Below are 20,805 nucleotides of genomic sequence, written 5' to 3'. Positions count from 1 at the left end.
AGTTTCATTGCAACCGGGGAGGCATCGATGTGCAGACCTCTCGTCCTCATTCTTTTGATGTTCCTCCCTCTTGCCGCGCAGGCCAGGTCCGGACCGCCCGGCTACGACCAGGCCGAAGTCAACATCGAGCGCTCGTTCTCACCGGATGAACGTCTGATCTTACAAACCCTGCTGATCTCGGCAGGTTATATGAATTCGGTTCCAAATATCGATTTTTCTCCGCGACAATTCGAGTTCATCCAGAGATTTCAGAGCGAGAATGGCTTCGTTCCGAACGGGATCATCTCCCGAGCGCAGATCGAGACCCTGAAGCAGCTGGCCTTCCCGGCTCTGCGGCTGTGGGGGTTCCGCAAGGTCGGACACCCGGTCATGGGCGCTCCGATCTGGATCCCGATCGGACTGGCCTCGCAGGTGACCCGCACCGAGGCGGGCGTGACCTACGCGGATCCGAAGGGACGCCTGAAGGTGGTGCACGGCGCCTTCCGGTCCGACATCCGCGCCGCCTTCGCGGACCTCCTCGACAAGTACGCCCGCGAGGGCACGACGGTGCATTACCGCGTCATGAAGGACGGCTGGTTCGTCCTGTCGATCACCACCGCCAAGGGCGTCGACGGCTACCTGCGCTATCATCAGGTCGGCGGGATGATGCTCGGCTTCACGCTCACCTGGGACAACGCGCTGGGCGACGTCTCGGGCGAGCGGGCGGCGATCCTGATGTCGTCGTCCCTGGTCTCGGCCCTGGCCGGCGCGCCTTTCGTCGATCCGCCGGATCCCTCGACCCTCGCGCCCCCGTCCCCGCCCCCGTCCCCGCCGCCGGTCGCGGCCGCGCCGCCCCCCGCCCCGCCGCTGCAGGAGGCCGCCGTGACCCCCGTCCCGCCGCGGGAGCGCCGCTTCTCCTCGGGGACCGGTTTCTTCGTGGCCGAGGACGGGCGCCTCGTGACGAACCATCACGTCATTCGGGAATGCGGCGCGATCGCTGTGCGTCTCGCCGACGGCAGCACGGCCCAAGCCCGGCTCCTCGCCGCCGACGCCACGAACGACCTCGCGCTCGTGAAGACCGACCTGCGTCCGCGCCGCGTCGCGACCCTGCGGATCGGCGCGCGGCTCGGGGAGGGCGTGGCGGCCTTCGGCTACCCGCACGCCGACATCCTCGCCTCGACGGGAAACTTCACCCTCGGCAACGTGACGGCGCTCGCCGGGGTGGGCGACGACAGCCGCCACTACCAGATCTCGGCGCCGGTCCAGAGCGGCAATTCCGGCGGCCCGCTCCTCGATGCGGGCGGCAACGTCGTCGGCGTCGTGGTGGCCAAGCTCGACGCGCTGAAGCTGGTGGTGGCGAACGGCGACCTGCCGCAGAACGTGAACTTCGCCGTCAAGGGCGCGCTCCTGGCGACGTTCCTCGACACCTACCAGGTGCCGCTGCGGGTCGGGACGCTGGGGGAGACGCCCCTCCCCCCGGCGGATCTCGCGGAGATCGCCAAGAGCCTGAGCGCCTTCGTGGTCTGCGAGATGCGGTGAGGATGCAGGGCAGGGCCGCGCGCCCGGCGCCTTGCGCCCGCCGCCTTCGCGGGGGATGGGCGGGGATCCGTCCCCGTGGAGGCTCCGACCATGTCCCGTGATCCCGCCGCCCTCTCGTCCGACGAGGCCGTCGCCGCCATCGGCCGCTGGCTCGCGGTCGAGAGCCCGACCCACGATGCGGGCGGGGTCAACCGGATGATGGACCTCGTCGCCGCCGAGGCGGAGGCGGCCGACATCCCGTGGGAGCGGGTCGGCGGCAAGGACGGGCTCGGCGACAGCCTGATCCTGCGGGCGGGTCCGCAGACCGGCGAGCCGGCGCTCCTGGTCCTGTCGCACCTCGACACGGTGCACCCGGTCGGGACCCTGGCGGCGGACCTGCCGGTGCGGGTCGAGGGCGACCGGCTCTACGGGCCGGGCGTCTACGACATGAAGGGCGGCGCGTGGCTCGCCCTGCAGGGCTTCCTGGCGGCCGCGAAGGGCGGCGCGGCGCGGCGCCCGCTGGTGTTCCTGTTCACCGGCGACGAGGAGATCGGCTCGCCCACGACGCGGGGCCTGATCGAGGATCTGGGCCGGCGGGCGGCGGCGGTGCTCGTCACCGAGCCGTGCCGGGACGACGGCAAGGTGGTGACCGGCCGCAAGGGCGTCGGGCGCTTCGATCTCCACGTCGAGGGCCGCCCCGCCCATGCGGGCAGCCGACACCCCGACGGCCGCAACGCCATCCGGGAGGCCGCGCGGCTCATCCTCGCGATCGAGGCCATGACCGACTACGACAGGGGCATCACCACCACGGTGGGGCTGATCCAGGGCGGCACGGCGGAGAACGTGATCCCGCAGCATTGCCGCTTCACGGCGGACCTGCGCGTGGTCACGGAGGCGGACGGGCGCGCCTGCGTGGCGCGAATCCTCGGCCTCGCCGCGGCCCCGGACTTCGCCCTGACGGTGACCGGCGGCATGAACCGGCCGCCCTATCCGCGCTCGGAAACGACGGGCGGGCTCTACGCCCATGCGAGGCGGATCGCCGAGGAGGAGTTGGGCTTTCCCCTCGGCGAGGTGCCGCTCACCGGGGGCGGGTCGGACGGCAATTTCACGGCGGCGCTCGGCGTGCCGACCCTCGACGGCCTCGGCATCGACGGCGACGGCGCCCACACGCTCCGCGAATACGGGCTGATCTCCTCGATCGCGCCGCGCAGCCGGCTGATGCGGCGGATGCTGGAGACGCTTTAGGGGCGTCGGGCGGCTCCGCTCCCGGATTCGGGCCGCGGGCGGGCCCGCTTCATCGACGGGGTCCGCCATGCGATCATGGCCTCCCCCTTCGAAGCGCCCCGCATCGCGAGCCCATGGCCGGTCGAGACGACACCAGCATCGAGAGCCGCAGCAACCCCGTCCTCGGCGCCGAGCGCCAGCGCGACATCCTGACGATGATCGGCCGCGGCGAGATCATCTCCGTCAGCGGCCTCGCGGAGCGGTTCGGCGTCTCCCACGAGACCATCCGCCGCGACATCCGCGGCCTGCAGGAGGCGGGTCGCCTGCGCCGGATCCGCGGCGGCGCCGCGCCGGCCCTCCACCTGGACCGCACGGCCCGGCGGCCGGTCGCCGAACGGCTGAGCGTCGATGCGGATGCCAAGCTGGCGGCGGCCCGCGCGGCGCTGCCGCTCTTCGCGCCGGACATGAACGTCTATCTCGGCGGCAGTTCGACGATGCTCCTGCTCGCGGGCGAACTGGCGCGCAGCGGCCGGAAGCTGACCGTCACCACCAACATGCTCGACATCGCCACGGTGCTCTCGGAAGCCGGACCAGTCACCGTCACGCTGCTCGGCGGCGTGCTCGATCCCCGCACGCGCACCACCGGCGGGCCCGATCTGATGAAGGCCCTGGAATGCCGGCTGTTCGACCTCGCCGTCATGGGCGCGAGCGCCATCCACCCGGAATTCGGCGTCCTCGGCCCGACGCGCGCGCACGGCATCCTCGGCGACCTGCTCGCCTCGCGCGCGGCCCGCAGCGCCTTCGTGGCCCATGCGGGGAAGTTCGGCCGGCGCGACGCCTACACGGTGCGCCCGCCGGCGCAGATCGGGGCGGTGGCGACCGACCGGCGGCCGCCCGAACCTGTCGTGGCGCCGTTGGAATCGGTCGGCATGATCCTGCTGCTGCCCAACCGGGACGTCCCGTAGGGCGCCGCTTCCGGTCACGCCCCGGCCTCCGCGCGGGCGTCCGAACGGGCATGCTCGGGCAATATCCCACATCAACGCACAGAAGCGGTCACATCACCTTCATGCTGCCACCGTAACGGACGGATCCGTCAGCGGTGACGGAGGGGCGGATGGCGGGTTTCTCGATCACGCGTCGGCAGGCGCTCACGGCGGGCGTGGCCGCCCCCTTCGTGATGCGGCACGCCGCCCTCGCCGAAGCCGATCCCCGGCCGTCGATCACCGTGGCGGTCCAGAAGGTGTCGAACACCAACACGCTCGACGTGCTGCGCGAGCAGTCCAACGTGGGCGAGCGCGTGTTCTTCTCCTCCCTGTGGGAGGGCCTGATCGGCCGCAACTGGACCGGCCAGCTGGAGACCGTGCCCGGCCTCGCCACGGCGTGGCGGCGCATCGACGACCGCACCGTCGAACTCACGCTGCGGCAGGGCGTCCGGTTCCACAACGGCGACGAGATGACCGTCGAGGACGTCGCCTTCTCGTTCGGCCGCGCGCGCATGTTCGGCAACACCGAGCCGAGCGCGGGCAAGACCATCGCGGCCGATTACTCGATCGGCGGCGGACGCGCGTCGAAGGAACTGCCCCTCGAAGTGACGGCGGTGGCGCGGCGCAACTGGCCGGCGCTGCTCGGCGTCGAGATCGTCGACCGCGACACGGTCCGCTTCGTCAACGGCACGCCGGACGTGACGCTGGAGGGCCGCATCTCGCGCCAAGGCAGCGAGATCATGAACCGGCGCGCCTTCGACGAGGCGAAGACCTACGCGGACTGGGCGACGAAGCCGGTCACCACCGGGCCCTACCGGGTCGCCGAGTACCGCCCCGACGTCTCGCTGCTCCTCGAATCGCACGACGCCTATTGGGGCGGGCGCCCGCCGCTGAAGGCGATCCGCTTCGTGGAGGTGCCCGAGACCGCCGCGCGCATCGCGGGCCTCCTCTCCGGCCAGTACCACTTCGCCTGCGACATCCCGCCGGACCAGATCGCCCAGATCGAGACCAATCCCGCCTTTGAGGTCCAGGGCGGCACGATCCTCAACCACCGCCTGACGGTGTTCGACAAGTTCCACACGCAGCTCGCCGATCCCCGAGTCCGGCGCGCGATGACCCACGCCATCGACCGGCAGGCGATCGTGGAGTCGCTCTGGGCCGGCCGCACCGTCGTGCCGAAGGGCCTGCAATGGCCCTATTACGGCGACATGTTCATCGAGGATTGGTCGGTGCCGGCCTACGATCCCGGCCTGGCGAAGGACCTCGTGAAGCAGTCGGGCTACAAGGGCGATCCGATCCCCTATCGGCTCCTCAACAACTACTACACCAACCAGGTCCCGACGGCGCAGATCCTGGTCGAGATGTGGCGGGAGGCCGGTCTCAACGTCGAGATCCAGGTCAAGGAGAACTGGCAGCAGATCCTGGAGCGCACGCCGACCCGCGCCGTGCGCGACTGGTCGAATTCCGCGCCCTTCAACGATCCGGTGTCCTCGCTCGTCAACCAGCACGGTCCGAACGGCCAGCAGCAGCAGGTCGGCGAGTGGACCAACGAGGAACTCAACCGCCTGTCGGTCGAGCTCGAAACCTCGACGGACCGCGCCCGCCGCAAGCAGGTCTTCCGCCGCATGCTGGAGATCGCCGAGCACGAGGACCCCGCCTACACGGTGCTCCACCAGAACGCGACCTTCACGGCCAAGCCCAAGGCGCTCGCCTGGAAGGCCTCACCCGCCTTCGCGATGGATTTCCGCGCCGGGAACTGGGGCGGGCGCAGCTGAGGCGCGCGGAACCGGATGGCGCCGGAGCCGGGCTCGGGCGGCCGCCATGATCCTCGCGGGCCGCCGGTCGCGGCGGCCCCGGTCGACTCTTGCACGACGGGACGACCCACCATGACGCATCCGATCACCCGCCGCAGCGTCCTCGCCGGCGCCGGCGCCCTGGCGGCCCTCACCGCCACCCGCGCCGAGGCCGAGGGCCCGAGGCGGATCGTCGTGGCCATGCCGACCTCGCCCGGCACCGCGACCCTCGAACCCTCGCGGGATTACGGGAACGTCACGTTCCGCATGGGCTACAATCTCTACGACAATCTGCTGGGCATCGATTACCGCGACGGCGCCAAGCTCGTCCCGGCCCTGGCGACGGAGTGGCACCGGGTCTCGCCCACCGCGATGGAATTCACCCTGCGCGAGGGCGTGCGCTTCCACGACGGCGGCACCATGACGGAGGAGGACGTCGCCTTCACCTTCGGCCCGGAGCGCATGTCGGACCCGAAGGCGCCGGGCTACGCGCAGACGCGGCCGTTCCTGCCGACGATCGAGGCGGTCGAGTCGATCGGCCCGGGGCGCGTGCGCGTCACCACCCGCGGACCCGACCCGCTGCTCGAACGCCGCCTCGCCGGATGGGGGGCGCAGATCATCTCGAAGCGCGCCTTCCTGGCCGCCCCCAGCTTCGCCGTCTGGGAGAAGGCGCCGGTGGGCACCGGCCCGTTCAAGGTCAAGGAATTCTCCTACGACCGGCGCTTCGTGTTCTCCGCGCATGACGGCTACTGGGGCGGGCGCCCGGCCATCGACGAGTTGGAATTCCGGATCGTTCCGGAACTGGCGAGCCGCCTGAACCAGCTCGCGACCGGCGAAGCCCAGTTCATCACCGAGGTCTCCCCCGACCAGCTGCCGACCATCGAGGCCATGGCCGGGCGCGAGACGGCGGGCGGCGCGATCCAGAACCTGCGCGCCATCGTGTACAACAAGTTCGACCCCGCGCTGGCCGATCCGCGGGTGCGCCGGGCGCTGTCCTGCGCCATCGACCGGCAGGCGATCGTCGACGGGCTGTATGGCGGCCGCACCTGGGTGCCGAACGGCCATCAGGACAGGAGCTACGGCGACCTCTACCTCGCCGATTATGCCGGCCCGGGCTTCGCGCCGGAGACCGCGAGGGCGCTCCTGAAGGAGGCGGGCTACGACGGCCGCCCCATCGCCTACCGGGTGCTGAACAACTACTACACGCTGCAGATCCAGACGGCCCAGATCCTGCAGGAGATGTGGCGCAGCGTCGGCCTCAACGTCGGGATCGAGGTCAAGGAGAGCTGGTCCCAGGTCTATCAGCCGGGCCTGGGCATCTGCGGCACCTCCGACACGATCTTCTGGCAGGACCCGGTCGGCGCGATGGTGCGCCGCTACGGTCCGGCCGGCAACGTCCAGGCGGTCGCCAAGACCTGGCGGAACGACGAGTTCAACGCCCTGTGCCCGGTGCTGCAGAGTTCGCTCGACCCGCAGGAGCGCAAGCGCGTCTTCCGCCGCATGCTGGAGATCTACGACGAGGTCGACCCGCCGGGCACCGCCCTGCACGACCTGACCATGTTCTACGGCAAGAGCAAGGAGATCGCCTGGCGGGCCTATCCGGTCGAGGTCATGGATTTCCGTGCCGCCAACATGGTCTGAGCCGATGAGACCGCAGCCAGACACGCTCGTCGCGATCAGCGACCTCGCGGTCTCCTTCGACGGGGCCCGCGTCCTGCACGGAATCGACCTCGCGGTCGCGCGGGGCGAGGCGCTCGGGCTCGTCGGCGAATCCGGCTGCGGCAAGTCCGTGACCTGGCTCGCCGCGCTGGGGCTGCTGCCCAGGAAGGCGACGGTCACGGGCAGCGTCCGCCTCGACGGGCAGGAGCTGCTCGGGGCGCCGCCCGCAAGGCTGGAGCGGGTCCGCGGCGGGCGCGTCGCCATGATCTTCCAGGACCCGGCGAGCGCGCTCAACCCGGTGCTCCGGCTGGGCCGGCAGGTCGGCGAGGCGCTGGCGCTGCATCGCGGGCTGTCGGGCGCCGCGATCCGGGCCGAGGCGAGGCGCCTGTTCGACCTCGTGGGCATCCCCGACGCCGCCCGGCGCCTCGACGCCTTCCCGCACGAACTCTCGGGCGGCCAGAACCAGCGGGTCATGATCGCGATGGCGCTGGCCGGCCGCCCCGACCTCCTGATCGCCGACGAGCCGACCACCGCCCTCGACGCCACCATCCAGGCCCAGATCCTGGAGCTTCTCGCGGCCATCCGGCGCGAGACCGGCATGGCGCTGGTGCTGATCAGCCACGACCTCGGCGTGATCGCGCAGACCTGCGAGCGCGTCTGCGTGATGTATGCCGGGCGCATCGTCGAGAGCGCGCCGGCCGATCGCCTGTTCGAGCGCCCGCTGCATCCCTACGCGCAGGGGCTCCTCGCGGCCCTGCCGCCGCTGGAAGGGATCCGCCGCCGCCTGTCGCCGATCGACGGCAATGTCCCCGAGCCGTGGAACCTGCCGCCGGGCTGCGCCTTCGCGCCGCGCTGCCCGCTTGCCGAGGCGGCCTGCGACGCGGCGGTGCCGCCGCTCGCCGCGGAGGCGCCGGAGCATCGGGCGGCCTGCCTGCGGGTCGCGCCCGCCGCGAGGCCGGCCCTGGCGGAGCGCGTGCCCGCATGAGCGAGAGCCTGCTCGAGCTGCGCGGCGTCGGGCGGCGCTACACCATGCGCCGCGGGCTGCTCGGCCGGCCGGTCGCCGTGCAGGCGGTCGACGATGTCTCGCTCACGGTCGAGCGCGGCCGGACCCTCGGGCTGGTCGGAGAATCCGGCTCCGGCAAGTCGACGACCGGCCGGCTCGCCCTCGGTCTGGAGCCGCCGGATGCCGGGACGGTGCTGTTCCGGGACGCGCCGTTGCCCCGGGCGGGCACGCCGGATTGGCGCCGTCTCCGGGCGCGCATGCAGATGGTCTACCAGGATCCGCTGGGTGCCCTCGACCGGCGGCTGCCAATCCTGGAGCAGGTGCGCGAGCCGCTCGCCGTGCACGGGCTCGGCGCCCCGAAGGCGCGGGGCGAGCGGGCGCTGGCCCTGCTCCGGGCGGTGGGCCTGCGCGCCGACCAGGGCTCCCGCTACCCGCACGAACTCTCCGGCGGCCAGCGCCAGCGCGCCGTGATCGCCCGGGCCCTCGCCACAGAGCCCGACCTCCTCGTCTGCGACGAGCCCGTCTCGGCCCTCGACGTCTCGATCCAGGCGCAGGTGATCAACCTGCTGGTCGATCTCCAGCAGGAGCTCGGCCTCGGCCTGCTCTTCATCAGCCACGACCTCAAGGTGGTCCGCCAGGTGAGCCACCGGGTCGCCGTGATGTATCTCGGCCGCATCGTCGAGGAGGGCGACGCGGACCTGCTGCTGCACGGCCCGGCGCATCCCTACACCGAGGCGCTGGTCTCGGCCGCGCCGGTGCCGGGGCGACGGGCCCGGCCGCGGATCGTGCTCCAGGGCGATCCGCCGGATCCCGCCGCGCGGCCGTCCGGCTGCGCCTTCCACCCGCGCTGCCCCTCCGTCCGCGAGCGCTGCCGCGTCGAGGCGCCGGCCCTGCGGCCGCTGCCGGACCGACGCCGCGTCGCCTGCCACGTCGCGCAGGGCGGGGACGCCATCCTGAAGGCCGCGAGCTGATGCTGCGCTTCCTCCTCATCCGCCTCGCGCGCGCATTGCTGACGGTCGCGCTCCTCGTGACCTTCGCCTTCGTGGTGCTGCGGCTGTCGGGCGACCCCGCCCTCATCATCATGAGCGTCGACGCCCCGCCGGAGGCGATCGCCGCCTTCCGCAAGGCCTGGGGCCTCGACGACCCGATCTGGCTGCAATACCTGCATTATTTCGGAGCGATCGGGCAGGGCGAGCTCGGCCGGTCGATGCGCGACGGCCGACCGGCCCTCGCCCTGGTGGCGGAGCGGATCCCCGCGACGCTGACGCTGACCCTGCCGGCGCTGGCGCTGAAGCTCGGCATCGGCCTTCCGGCCGGCATCCACGCGGCGCTCTACCGCGACAGCCCGATCGACCGCCTCGTCATGGTGACGGCGGTGGCGGGCTTCACGGTCCCGAGCTTCGTCCTCGGGCTCGTGCTGGTGCTGATCTTCTCGGTGCAGCTCGGCTGGCTGCCCTCCGGCGGTGAGGACACCTGGCGCCACGCCATCCTGCCCGTGCTGACCCTCGGCATCGGCGGCGCGGCGATCCTCGCCCGCTTCACCCGCTCGGCGATGCTGGAGGTGCTGGGCCAGCCCTATATCCGCACGGCGAGCGCCAAGGGCGTGCCCTGGGCCGCCGTCGTGCGCGGCCACGCCCTGCCGAACGCCGCGATCCCGGTCATCACCATCGTCGGCTTCATGGTCGGCAACCTGATCGCCGGGGCTGTGGTGGTGGAGAGCGTGTTCTCCTGGCCGGGCGTCGGACGGCTCCTGGTCGTCGCCGTCGCCAACCGCGATCTCGCGGTCGTGCAATGCATCCTGCTGCTGGTCGCCCTCACCATGGTCTCGTCGAACCTGATCGTCGACCTCCTCTACGGCGTCATGGACCCGCGCCTGCGCGGCGCCGGCAAGCCCGGAGCGCAGTGAGATGGCCGGCGCCGCCGCTTCCACCGTCGCCCGGACCGGGGCGGAACGCCCTGCCCGCTCGGGCCGGGTGCCGCCCTTCGTCTGGATCGCCCTCGCCTGGCTCGCGCTGATGCTCGCCGTCGCGCTGGCGGCCGATTGGATCACCCCCTACCGCTTCACGACCTACGACCTGCGCAACCGGCTGAGCGCCCCCTTCCACGCGGCGCATTGGCTCGGCACGGACGAGCTCGGCCGCGACGTGCTCTCGCGCCTGATCGTCTCGATCCGCATCTCGCTCCTCGTCGCCTTCGGAGCGACGCTGATCTCGGCGGTGCTCGGCACGGCGATGGGCTTCCTGGCGGCGCATGTCCGGGGCGCCGTGGAGCAGGTCGTCCTGATGCTCGCCGACTTCCAGGCGGCGATGCCCTTCCTGATCCTGGCGCTCTCGGTGCTCGCCTTCTTCGGCAACGCCCTGCCGCTGTTCATCGGCCTGATGGGGCTCTACGGCTGGGAACGCTACGCCCGCATCGCGCGGGGTCTCGCCATCTCGGCCGGCGCGCAGGGCTACGCGGCGGCGATCCGCCAGATCGGCGCCCCGCCGTCGCGGATCTACCTGCGCCACATCCTGCCCAACATCGCCTCGACGCTGATCGTCTCGATGACGCTGACCTTCCCGGAGGTGATCCTGCTGGAGAGCGGGCTCTCCTTCCTCGGGCTCGGCGTGCAGCCGCCGATGACCTCCCTCGGCAACATGGTCGGGTACGGGCGCGAGTATCTCGCCCGCGCGCCCTGGATCATGCTGGCCCCGGCCGGATCCATCGTGGTCACCACGCTCGCCGTCAGCCTCGTCGGGGATTGGCTGCGCGACCGGCTCGATCCCACCCTGCGCTGACGGGGCGAGCGTCGGTCGCGCCGACCGATCCCACGCCATCCCGCGACGGGCCGACCGCCGCCGCGTCGGACGAACCCCTTGCCCGGAGCTCCCTCATGCAGTCCAACGGCGTCCTCGGCACAGGCATCTCCGCTCCCCACCCCAAGGGAGACCTCTCGGACCTGCCCGCCATCCTCGACCGCGTCCAGGCGCTCGGCGTCGACACGATCGAACTGCCGACCTTCGCGATGGACCTCGTCGTGGGCGGCCGCATCCGCCGGCCGCACCTGGACGCGCTGAGGCGGGCCTGCGCCGGCCGCCCGGTGCGCTACTCGGTGCACGGCCCGCTCTCGATCAACTTCTTCGACGATCCGGCCCGCCTGCCGCGGCATTTCGAGGTGCTGAAGGCCTCGCTGGAGGTCGCGGCCGAGATCGGCGCGCTGCACTACGTCCTGCATTCGGGCCTCGCCGCAATCGCCGAGGAGTCGGTCCTCGACGGCGCCTATGCGCGTCAGCGCGAGTGGCTGGCGCGGGCCGGCGAAGTGGCCGGCAAGCTCGGCCCGCTGATCTGCGTCGAAACGATGTTCGGCGGCCACGAGGGCAAGGTCCATTGCGCGTCGCCGCAGCGGCTGGCGGCGGAACTCGCCGCGATCGACCACCCGCATGTGCGCGCGACCCTCGACTTCAGCCATTCCTTCCTGCGGAACGGCTACCACGGCGGCGACTACGTCGCCGAGGTGGCGGCGCTCGCGCCCTTCGCGAGCCACCTCCACATGCACGATTCCTTCGGCCGGGCCGACGCGGTTTGGATGTACCACGAGAGCGAGAAGCTCGCCTTCGGGCACGGCGACCTGCACCTGCCGGTCGGCTGGGGCGCGATCCCCTGGGACGACCTGATCGCGGCCTGCACCTTCCCGAGGGGCGTGATGTTCAACATCGAACTCAACCCCCGCTACTGGTACGCCGTCGAGGAGGGCATCGCGGCGACCCGGGCGCTCGCCGCCCGGGCGCGCACGCAGTCCTGAGGGCCGGCTCATGACCGCTCCGCAATCCATGGCAGACCGCGTCGTCGTCTGCGTGTTCGACGGGCTGCGGCCCGACGTCGTCACGCCCGACCGGATGCCGCATCTCACCGGTTTCGCCAGGCAGGGCACGTGGTTCCGCGAGGCGCGCAGCGTCTTCCCCTCGATGACGCGCGTCGCGACCACCTCCATCGCCACCGGCGCGCCTCCGCGCGTCCACGGGATCGTCGGCAATGCCTTCTACTTCCCGCAGGCGACCACCCGGCACGCGCTCGATCTGAGCCGCCGCGACGATATCGCCCTCGCCCGCGACGCCACGGGCGGGCGCTTCGTGACCGCCGCGACGCTGGGCGATGCCCTGGCGCGTGCCGGCAAGCGCATGGCCGTGGTCCATACCGGCTCGGCCGGCTCCGCCTACCTGATCAATCCCGGTGCGCACGAGGAGGGCCACTGGACCGTCTCCCTCCTGGATCACGCGCACAGCCTCACGCCCGACACCCTCGCCGCGGTGACGGCGCGCTTCGGCCCGCTCCCGCCGCTCCGGCTGCCGCGGCTGGAGCAGGTCGATTACGCCGAGCGGGTCTTCCGTGAGCACGTGCTCGAAGAGCTGAGGCCCGACGTGGCGCTGATCTGGTTCAACGAGCCGGACATGGCCTTCCACTACTGCACCCTCGGCGCGCCCGAGACCGGCGACGCCCTGCGCGCCGTCGACGACGCGTTCGGCCGCCTGCTCGCCTGGATCGATTCCAGGCCGGATGCCCAGCGCTACGCGGTGGTTGCCGCCTCCGACCACGGCCAGATCACCATGCGGGGCGCGCTGCCGCTCTGCGACCTGCTGGCGGGCGCCGGGCATGCGGCCCGCCGGGCCGCCGAGCGGACGCTCGAGGGCGCGAGCCTGGCGATGACCGGCGGCAACATGGGCGAGATCCGGATCCTCGACGGCGGCGCGGCCCGCCTCCACGCGGTCGCGCAATGGCTGATGGAACAGGATTTCACCGGCATGGTGTTCACCCGCGGGGGCGGTGACGGTGAGGGTGAGGTGCCGGGCACCTTCCCGCTGTCGGCCGTCGACCTCGATCACGCGCGGGCGCCGGACCTCGTCTTCGTGCTGCGATCGGACGACGGGCCCGACCGGTTCGGGCTTCCCGGAAACGGAGTGATGGCCGATTGCGACGTGCCGGTCGGCGGCGGCATGCATGGCGGCCTCAACCGGCACGAACTCACCACCACGCTGATCCTGCGCGGTGCCGGCCTGCCGCCGGGAAGGGTCGACCGGCGCGCGGCCGGCATCATCGACATCGCCCCGACGGTTCTGGCCGCCCTCGGCCTGCCTCCCGCCGCGACCATGACCGGCCGCTCGCTCCTCGGCCCGGCGCCTGGGGCCGAGGCGCCGCAGATCCTGGAGGCCGGGCGGGGCAGTTTCCGCCAGCGCCTCGCCAGCGTGGCGCGGGGCGGGTCGCGGATCCTACTGGAGGGAGGGCGCCTCGATCCTTGAGTGCCCGCACCGCGCGGGCGGGCGCGGCGCGCCTCAGGCCGCCCGGGTCGCCGGCCGGTCCTCGACCAGGCCCACCACGTCGTCCCACCGGGACAGGAAGGCGCGCACGCAGGCCGGGTCGAAGTGGCGGCCCGACTGCTCCTCCAGGAAGGCCCGGGCGCGGTCGAGCGGCCAGCCGGGCTTGTAGACCCGCTCGGAGATCAGCGCGTCGAACACGTCCGCCACCGCGGTGATCCGGCCCGGCAGGGGGATCGCCTCGCCCGCGAGCCCGCGCGGATAGCCGGTCCCGTCCCAGCGCTCGTGATGCGTCAGCGCGATCTCGGCCGCGAGCCGCAGCAGCCGCGAGGGGCTGTCGCTGAGCATCCGGTAGCCGCGAAGCGCGTGCTCCATCATCTCGGCCTTCTCCGCCTCGTCGAGGGGGCCGGCCTTGCGCAGGACCGCGTCGGCGACGCCGATCTTGCCGATGTCGTGCATGGTCGAGGCCAGCGCGATGTCGTTCGCCTCCTCGTCCGGCAGGCCGAGCCCGTCCGCGATGGCGAGCACGCAGCCGGCGACCCGCGTGAGATGGTCGCCGGTCTGGTCGTCGCGCACCTCCGCGGCCAGCATCAGCCGGTGGATGATCTCGCGCTCGCGCTGCTTGGCCTCGGCGCCCATACGCTCCATCGCCTGGGCGAGCCCGTCGGCCCGCGCGGCAGCATCCTGGGCCCGGGACAGGGCCACGAGGTTGCGGGCGCGGATCTGCAGGTCGAGGCCGTCGACCGGCGGCACCACGACGTCGGTGGCGCCCGCCTCAAGGGCACGCCGCCGCGCGGCCAAGTCGCCGTCGGCGAGGAGCATCAGGGAGGTGGCGCGCAGGTGCGGCAGGGCGCGCAGGGCGTGCACCAGCCCGATCCCGTCCAGGCCCTCTCCGTCCTCGATCACCACGAGGTCGGCGCCGCGCTGCGCCAACACGCGACCGGCCGCGGCCCCGTCCAGGACCAGCGGCGCGCAGGCGGGCGCGAACAGGTCCGCGATCCGCGCCGGGTCCGGCCGGTCCGTGACGATCACGACGGAGGGATCGGCGGCGGAGGTCATGCGCGTCTGCGGTTCCGAGCTCGCCGCGGCGGGCCGCGGCGCGAGCGGAGTCTGGCCGACTTTGCTGAAGCGTTCTTTAAAGGATGTGGCATCGCCTCGAGCATTGTCCGATGAAGGGGATGCCGGTTCGACGCAGACCATGCGGCACAAACAGAGACGGAGAGCGGTCCCCGATTGCAGCGCGATCGGGCACCGCTCTAGATCGCGAAGTCGTCCCCGCGGGGGCGGTCCGGGAGCAGTCCGGCGGCCTCCGCCCGGCCGCACAGGTCCTCCACGCTCACGCGGTCGAGGGTGTCGAGGAAGGCCTGCCAGGCGGCACCGAGCAGGGGATCGATCACCGCGCCGGTCAGCGGTGGCCGGGCACCCGCCTCGTCGCCCGCGTCGAGCACCGCGCGGGCGATGTCGCCCGCGCTGATGCGGCGGCGCTCGCGGGCGAGTTCGTAGCCCCCGTGCGGTCCCCGCAACCCCTTCAGCAGCCCGTGCCGGACGAGGAGCTGCAGGACGGGCTCCAGGTGGCGGGGCGGCAGGCCGTGCCGGGCCGCCAGCGCCTTGGCGCTGACCGCCTGAGGCCGGGCGTGGAGCGCGATGTCGATGACCGCCGCCACCGCGAGGGCGAGGCGCGGCGGCGCCAGCGCGGGCGGCGCGGCCGCCTCCCCCGACGGCGCCGGCCTCAGGGTCGAGGTCTGCCCCATGCGCGGCCTCAGCGCCGGCCCGTCGAGCCGAACCCGTCGGCGCCGCGCGCCGCCGCCTCGCCCGAGAAGCGCTCGACCAGGGTCAGGCTCGGCCGGGTCACGCGGGTGAAGACGAGCTGCGCGACGCGCTCGCCCGGCGCGATCGTCAGCGGGTCCGACCCCGGAGGATTGCGGTTCCAGGCCGACAGCATCAGGGGGCCCTCGTAATCGGCGTCGATCACCCCGACGGTGTTGCCGAGCACCAGCCCCTCGCGGTGGCCGAGGCCGGAGCGCGGGAAGACGAGGCCGCACCAGTCGGGGTCCCGGATCGCCGCGGCGAAGCCCGCCGGGATCAGCGCCGGGGGCGCCTGCGGCGGAAGCGCGAGGGGCGCGTCGAGGCAGGCGTGGAGGTCGAGCCCGGCCGCCAGCGCAGAGCCCCAGCGCGGGAAGCCCCAGCCGGGCAGGCGGGGATCGAGGATGCGGATCTCGACGCCGAGCGCCCCGGGCCCGCTCATCGGCCGCGGCCTCCGGTCGGCATCGCGCGGCGTACGCAGGAGGTCGGTTCGGGCATCGGACGGTCTCGCGGGTGGCCATCGCCCGGCGAGGGGCGGCGCGGGCCGGACGGGGCGAGCCCTTATGCCCCGGCGGGGGGCGCGGGGCTACCCGGGTCGTGGCCCGACATCTGGGCGGCGGCAATCCTCGCCTCACCCGAGCCGCGCCGCCAGCGTCCGCGCGAAGGACTCGATGTGGGCTGTCATCGCGGCGGCGGCCGCCTCCGGGTCGCGGCGGGCGAGCGCGTCGCGGATCGCCGCGTGCTCCAGCGCCACCTCGGCGAGGTGCTGGCCCGTCCCGAGCGACAGCGCCCAGAACCGCACCGAGCGCCCGTGCAGCCCGTCGAGCACCTCGGCCAGCACCCGGTTGCCGCTCGCCGCGGCGATGAGTGCGTGGAAGCGCCGGTCCGCCTCCAGGATCGGGTCGAGGTCCTCCGCCGGCCCGGCGGGCGCCTCCGCCAGCACCGCGTCGAGCCGCGCGAGGTCCTCCGCGCCGATCCGCGTCGCCGCCCGCGCCGCGCAGGGCGGCTCCGTCAGGCGGCGCACCTCGACGAGCTGGGCGAACTCGTCGAGGGAGAGCGGCTGCACCAGGACACCCTTGCGGGGCAGGATCCGCACCAGCCCCTCGTGCATCAGGCGGTGCAGCGCCTTGTTCACCGGCGTGCGCCCGATGCCGAACTCGGCGCAGAGCGCCGCCTCGTTGAGCGTGTCCCCCGGCTTGAGCCGCAGCGCCAGGATGTCGGCCTTCAGGCGCCGGTAGGCCCGCTCGTTCTCCGACAAAGCCGCGCGCCCGTCCGCCCCCATGACCCCCGTCACCTCCGATCTCCGGGTGCCTTAGCATGGCTTGTGAAATTTCACAGGCATGGTACTTGCCAGGGAAAGCGCCGATCGGCCCGGGCGGGCCGCGGGAGAAGAGCGATGCCGAGGGTGGAACACGCGGTGAGCGCCAGCGAGCGCGAGGAGGGTTATCGCCGGGCGACGGTCCGGCTGATCCCGTTCCTGGTCATCCTGTTCATCCTGGCCTGGATCGACCGGGTGAACGTGGGTTTCGCCAAGCTCCAGATGCTGTCCGACCTGCGCTTCAACGAGGCGGTCTACGGCTTCGGCGCCGGCATCTTCTTCATCGGCTACTTCCTGTTCGAGGTGCCGAGCAACCTGCTGCTGGAGCGGATCGGCGCGCGGCGGACCCTGGCGCGGATCACCATCCTGTGGGGGCTCGCCTCGATGGCGCTGGCCTTCGTCCGCAGCGAATGGGCCTTCTACGCCGTGCGCTTCCTGCTCGGGGTGTTCGAGGCCGGCTTCTTCCCGGGCGTCGTGCTCTACCTGACCTACTTCTTCCCGAGCGCCCGCCGCTCGCGGATCAACGGGCTGTTCATGACCTCCTTCGCCATCGCGGGGATCGTGGGCGGCCCGGTGGCGGGGGTGATCATGGGCACAATGGGGGGCGTCGCCGGCCTCGCCAACTGGCAGTGGCTGTTCATCCTGGAGGGCATCCCCTCGCTCCTCGCCGGCATCGCCGTCCTCGCCCTGCTGCCGGACCGGCCCGAGGAGGCGCGCTGGCTCGACCCGCGCGTGGCCGCCGCCATGAGCGCCGAGATCGCGGCCGAGGGCCGGGCCGCCGGCAAGGAGGCGCAGTTCGGCGCCGCCCTGCGGGACGGCCGGGTCTGGCTCTGCGCGCTGATCTATTTCTGCATCGTCAGCGGCAACGCCACCATCGCGTTCTGGACACCCTCGATCATCAAGGAGATCGGCGTGCGCGACCCGATCGCCATCGGCTTCCTGGCGGCCATCCCGTTCGTCGCCGGCACGGTCGCGATGGTCTGGAACGGCGCCCATTCCGACCGCCACCGGGAGCGGCGCCTGCATTGCGCCGCGGCGAGCCTCGTGGCCGCCGCGGGGCTCGCCGCGACGGGCGCCCTGATCGGCCAGGCCGTGCTCGCCCTCGCCGCCCTGACCGTGGCGGCGGTCGGCATCCTCGCCGCCTTCCCGGTCTTCTGGGCGCTGCCGCAGACCTTCCTCGCCGGCACCGCCGCCGCGGGCGCCATCGCGGCGATCAACGCGATCGGCAACCTCGCGGGGTTCGTCGCCCCCTACCTGGTCGGCGTGTCGACCTCGCTCACGGGTTCCTCGACCAGCGGCCTCGCCTTCGTGGCGGGCCTCGAATTGCTCGCCGCCATCCTGGTCTTCGGCTTCGCCCGCTGGCACGACAAAGCCGCGGCCGCCCCCTCCGCCGCCTGAGGACGCACGCCATGCTCACCTTCCACCGCACGGCCGGCGGGCGCCGGGACACCATCGCGTTCGATCCCGACGCGGTGGTGATCGCCGGCTGGGCGGGTCGCGACGAGGCGGCGATCCGCCACCACATCGAGGAACTCGCGGCCATCGGCGTGCCGCGCCCCTCGGCGGTGCCGGTCTACTACCGGGTCGCCGCCGCCACCCTCACCCAGGCGCCCCGCCTCACCGTGCTCGGGCCCGACACCTCCGGCGAGGCCGAGCCGGTCGTCGTCGGGCTGGCCGATGGACTCTGGCTCGGGATCGGCTCCGACCACACCGACCGCAAGGCCGAGACGATCGGCATCGCCCTGTCGAAGCAGCTCTGCGGCAAGCCGGTCGGGGCGGAGCTGTGGCGCCTCGACGAGGTCGAACCGCACTGGGACGCGCTGGTGATGCGCTCCTACGCGACGATCGACGGCACGCGGGTGCTCTACCAGGAGGGCGCGCTCGCGGCGTTGCGCAGACCGGGCGACCTGCTGGCGCGGCGGCCCGGCGGACCGGGGCTGGCGCCCGGCACCGTGATGTTCGGCGGGACGCTGGGGACGATCGGGGGCATCCGGCCGGCGACGCGGTTCGAGATGGAGATCGAGGACCCGGTGCTCGGGCGGCGCCTCGCCCACGCCTACGACGTCGAGACCCTGCCGGTCGTGTCCTGACGCCATGGCCGACCTCGCCTGGGCTCCTCTCCTCGCCAAGATGCTGGCGAGCGCCGCGGTGGTGGTGATCGCCGCACGGGCTGTGGAGCGGACCGGGCCCCTCGTCGGCGCGATGATCGCCACCCTGCCCCTCTCGGCGGGCCCGGCCTACCTGTTCCTCTCCCTGGAGCACGGGCCTGACTTCCTGCGCGCCAGCGCGGTGGCGAGCCTGCCGGCGATCGCCGGCACGGGCGTCCTCGTGGTCGTCTACGCCGCGCTGGCGCCGCGGCGCGGCCTCCCCGCGGCCCTCGGGGCGGGGCTCCTCGCCTGGGCGGCGACGGCGGTGCTGCTGCGGCGCGTCGCGCCGGACCTCGCGCCAGCCGCCGCCCTGTCCGTCCTCACGCTCCTTGCCTGCGCGCTCGCCGGGCGGCGCATCTGCCCCCCGGCGCCGGTGCCCCGACGGCCCGGCCGCCCCCGCGACGTCGCGGTCCGGGCCGGGATCGTCATGGCGCTGGTCGCCCTGGTGCTGCTCGCGGGCCGCGTCGCGGGACCCGGCCTCGCCGGCATCCTGGCGCTGGCCCCGGTCGTCATGGTGAGCCTGGCGGTGATCCTGCATCCGCGGCTCGGCGGCGAGGCCGCCGCGACGGTGCTGGTCCTCGGCCTGCCCGGGCTCGTCGGCTTCGGCGCCGCGCTGACGGTGCTCGCCGTCGCGGTCGTGCCGCTCGGGGCCGCCGCGGCCCTGTCCCTCGCCCTCCTGGTGACCCTCGCCTGGAACGGCGCCATCCTGCTCGCCAGCCGCCCTCCCCCGGAGACCCCGCGATGACCTCTACGCCCGTTCGCGACGACCTGGAGCGCCGCCTCGCCGCCATCGCCGAGCCGGCGGGCCGCCACGTCTTCACCCGTCTCTACGAGGAGACCGCCCGGGCCGAGGCCGAGGCGGCCGACGCCCGCCGCCGGGCCGGCCTCTCGCTCGGACCGCTCGACGGCGTCATCGTCTCGATCAAGGACCTGTTCGACGTCGCGGGCGAGCCGACCACGGCCGGGTCCACGATCCGGCGCGAGAGCCCGCCCGCCCCCGCCGACGCGCCGGTCGTCGCCCGCCTGCGCCGGGCGGGCGCGGTGATCGTCGGCAAGACCAACATGTCGGAATTCGCCTTCTCCGGCCTCGGCCTCAACCCGCATTACGGCACGCCCGGCAACGCCGCCGATCCGGCCCGCCTGCCGGGCGGCTCCTCCTCGGGCGCTGGCGTCTCGGCGGCGCTGGGCACCAGCGACGTGGCGATCGGGACCGATACCGGCGGCTCCGTGCGCATCCCGGCCTCCCTCAACGGGGTCGTCGGGTTCAAGCCCACCGCCCGGCGCGTGCCCCTCGCGGGCGCTTTCCCGCTCAGCCCCTCCCTCGACTCGATCGGACCCCTCGCCCGCACGGTCGCGGCCTGCGCGGCGGCGGACGCCGTGATGGCGGGCGAGGAGCCCCTCCCCCTCGCACCCGCCGCGCTGGCGGACCTGCGCATCGGCGTGCCTCGCGGGCTCCTGTTCACCGAGACCGACCCGGGCGTCGCCGCCTCTTTCGAGGAGGCGCTCGGGACGCTCGGCCGGGCCGGTGCCCGGATCCTCGACATGGCCCTCGACGACCTGCTCGCGGATTTCGCCGCCGCGACGGCGGCCGCGCCGCTGGCCTCGATCGAGGCCTACGAGGTCCATGCCGACTGGCTCGACCGAGACGGGCCGGCCATGGATCCCCGGGTCCGGGTGCGCATCGAGCGCGGCCGGCCGGTGGGCGCGGCGGCCTATATCCGGATGATGCGCGCCCGCGCGGCCCTGGTCCGGGCCTGCGACGCGCGCCTGATGCCCTACGACGCCATCGCCCTGCCGGCGACGGCGATCCCGGCCCCGGCCATCGCCGCGGTGGAGACCGACGACGAGGCCTTCGCGCGCACCAACGTCCTGATGCTGCGCAACACCATGGTGGGCAACCTCTTCGACCTCACCGGCCTGTCGCTGCCGATGCCCGGCCGGGCGCAGCCGGCCGGACTGATGCTGCTCGCCCGCCACGGCCACGACCGGCGCCTGCTGGAAATCGGCGCGGCGGTGGAGACCTGCCTGCGCTGAGATCGCGTGGGCTTCCCTGGCGCGATCCGCGACGTATCGTGGCGCGCGCCGCAAGG

Annotated in this window: 19 protein-coding genes; 15 read left to right on the top strand and 4 right to left on the bottom strand. The window is 73.2% G+C overall.

Annotated elements, in window-relative coordinates:
* Positions 1-189 precede the first annotated feature (189 nt).
* The 11 genes from ACW9J6_RS04150 (at position 190) to ACW9J6_RS04100 (ending at position 13,432) form a co-directional block, all read left to right on the top strand.
* A complete protein-coding gene (locus ACW9J6_RS04150) occupies positions 190-1,518 on the top strand; it encodes a S1C family serine protease (RefSeq protein ID WP_457115174.1) in 1,329 nt (442 codons plus the stop codon).
* Positions 1,519-1,608: 90 nt separating this feature from the next.
* Entirely contained in the window at positions 1,609-2,742 is a 1,134-nt protein-coding gene (locus tag ACW9J6_RS04145; protein WP_457115173.1) for a M20 family metallopeptidase, read from the top strand.
* A 113-nt stretch (positions 2,743-2,855) separates the two neighbouring features.
* Positions 2,856-3,686, top strand: a complete 831-nt coding sequence (locus ACW9J6_RS04140; protein ID WP_457115172.1) for a DeoR/GlpR family DNA-binding transcription regulator — start codon at positions 2,856-2,858, stop codon at positions 3,684-3,686.
* Positions 3,687-3,835: 149 nt separating this feature from the next.
* Positions 3,836-5,479: an ABC transporter substrate-binding protein gene (locus tag ACW9J6_RS04135; protein ID WP_457115171.1), complete on the top strand. Its 1,644-nt coding sequence runs from the start codon at positions 3,836-3,838 to the stop codon at positions 5,477-5,479.
* 111 nt (positions 5,480-5,590) lie between these two features.
* Complete coding sequence (locus ACW9J6_RS04130) at positions 5,591-7,138, top strand: ABC transporter substrate-binding protein (protein WP_457115170.1); 1,548 nt, start codon at positions 5,591-5,593, stop codon at positions 7,136-7,138.
* A gap of 4 nt (positions 7,139-7,142) precedes the next feature.
* Positions 7,143-8,141, top strand: coding sequence for an ABC transporter ATP-binding protein (locus tag ACW9J6_RS04125; RefSeq protein ID WP_457115169.1), 999 nt, complete (start codon positions 7,143-7,145; stop codon positions 8,139-8,141).
* Positions 8,138-9,130: an ABC transporter ATP-binding protein gene (locus tag ACW9J6_RS04120; RefSeq protein WP_457115168.1), complete on the top strand. Its 993-nt coding sequence runs from the start codon at positions 8,138-8,140 to the stop codon at positions 9,128-9,130. Before ACW9J6_RS04125 ends, ACW9J6_RS04120 begins: the two co-directional genes overlap by 4 nt.
* Positions 9,130-10,065 carry an ABC transporter permease gene (locus ACW9J6_RS04115; protein ID WP_457115167.1) on the top strand — a complete coding sequence of 312 codons (936 nt, stop codon included), beginning with the start codon at positions 9,130-9,132 and terminating at the stop codon, positions 10,063-10,065. Before ACW9J6_RS04120 ends, ACW9J6_RS04115 begins: the two co-directional genes overlap by 1 nt.
* A 1-nt stretch (position 10,066) precedes the next feature.
* Positions 10,067-10,936: an ABC transporter permease gene (locus ACW9J6_RS04110; protein ID WP_457115166.1), complete on the top strand. Its 870-nt coding sequence runs from the start codon at positions 10,067-10,069 to the stop codon at positions 10,934-10,936.
* A 95-nt stretch (positions 10,937-11,031) separates the two neighbouring features.
* On the top strand, positions 11,032-11,940 hold the full coding sequence (locus tag ACW9J6_RS04105) for a sugar phosphate isomerase/epimerase family protein (RefSeq protein WP_457115165.1): 909 nt from the start codon (positions 11,032-11,034) through the stop codon (positions 11,938-11,940).
* 28 nt (positions 11,941-11,968) lie between these two features.
* The gene (locus ACW9J6_RS04100) at positions 11,969-13,432 is read left to right on the top strand and encodes an alkaline phosphatase family protein (RefSeq protein WP_457115164.1); all 1,464 of its coding nucleotides are present in this window, start codon (positions 11,969-11,971) and stop codon (positions 13,430-13,432) included.
* A gap of 33 nt (positions 13,433-13,465) precedes the next feature.
* On the opposite strand, the gene ACW9J6_RS04095 is transcribed toward ACW9J6_RS04100, so the two are convergent.
* The 4 genes from ACW9J6_RS04095 to ACW9J6_RS04080 all read right to left on the bottom strand — a co-directional run bounded on the left by ACW9J6_RS04095 (position 13,466) and on the right by ACW9J6_RS04080 (position 16,544).
* Complete coding sequence (locus tag ACW9J6_RS04095; protein WP_457115163.1) at positions 13,466-14,506, bottom strand: HD-GYP domain-containing protein; 1,041 nt, start codon at positions 14,504-14,506, stop codon at positions 13,466-13,468.
* A gap of 197 nt (positions 14,507-14,703) precedes the next feature.
* Entirely contained in the window at positions 14,704-15,198 is a 495-nt protein-coding gene (locus ACW9J6_RS04090) for an RrF2 family transcriptional regulator (RefSeq protein ID WP_457115162.1), read from the bottom strand.
* Between the two features lie 8 nt (positions 15,199-15,206).
* Entirely contained in the window at positions 15,207-15,692 is a 486-nt protein-coding gene (dut, locus tag ACW9J6_RS04085; RefSeq protein WP_457115161.1) for a dUTP diphosphatase, read from the bottom strand.
* Between the two features lie 189 nt (positions 15,693-15,881).
* Positions 15,882-16,544, bottom strand: coding sequence for a GntR family transcriptional regulator (locus ACW9J6_RS04080; protein ID WP_457115160.1), 663 nt, complete (start codon positions 16,542-16,544; stop codon positions 15,882-15,884).
* Positions 16,545-16,646: 102 nt separating this feature from the next.
* Here ACW9J6_RS04080 and ACW9J6_RS04075 point away from each other — a divergent pair, with 102 nt between their 5' ends.
* The 4 genes from ACW9J6_RS04075 to ACW9J6_RS04060 are packed head-to-tail and all read left to right on the top strand — an operon-like array spanning position 16,647 to position 20,749.
* The gene (locus tag ACW9J6_RS04075) at positions 16,647-17,966 is read left to right on the top strand and encodes an MFS transporter (RefSeq protein ID WP_457115159.1); all 1,320 of its coding nucleotides are present in this window, start codon (positions 16,647-16,649) and stop codon (positions 17,964-17,966) included.
* 11 nt (positions 17,967-17,977) lie between these two features.
* Complete coding sequence (locus tag ACW9J6_RS04070; protein ID WP_457115158.1) at positions 17,978-18,658, top strand: DUF2848 domain-containing protein; 681 nt, start codon at positions 17,978-17,980, stop codon at positions 18,656-18,658.
* Positions 18,659-18,662: 4 nt separating this feature from the next.
* Positions 18,663-19,460 carry a hypothetical protein gene (locus ACW9J6_RS04065; protein WP_457115157.1) on the top strand — a complete coding sequence of 266 codons (798 nt, stop codon included), beginning with the start codon at positions 18,663-18,665 and terminating at the stop codon, positions 19,458-19,460.
* Positions 19,457-20,749, top strand: a complete 1,293-nt coding sequence (locus ACW9J6_RS04060; RefSeq protein WP_457115156.1) for an amidase — start codon at positions 19,457-19,459, stop codon at positions 20,747-20,749. The genes ACW9J6_RS04065 and ACW9J6_RS04060 overlap by 4 nt, the downstream gene beginning before the upstream one ends.
* The last annotated feature ends 56 nt before the right edge of the window (positions 20,750-20,805 follow it).

The organism is Methylobacterium sp. JK268 (assembly GCF_054052225.1).
This window is presented reverse-complemented; position numbering and strand designations above follow the sequence as displayed.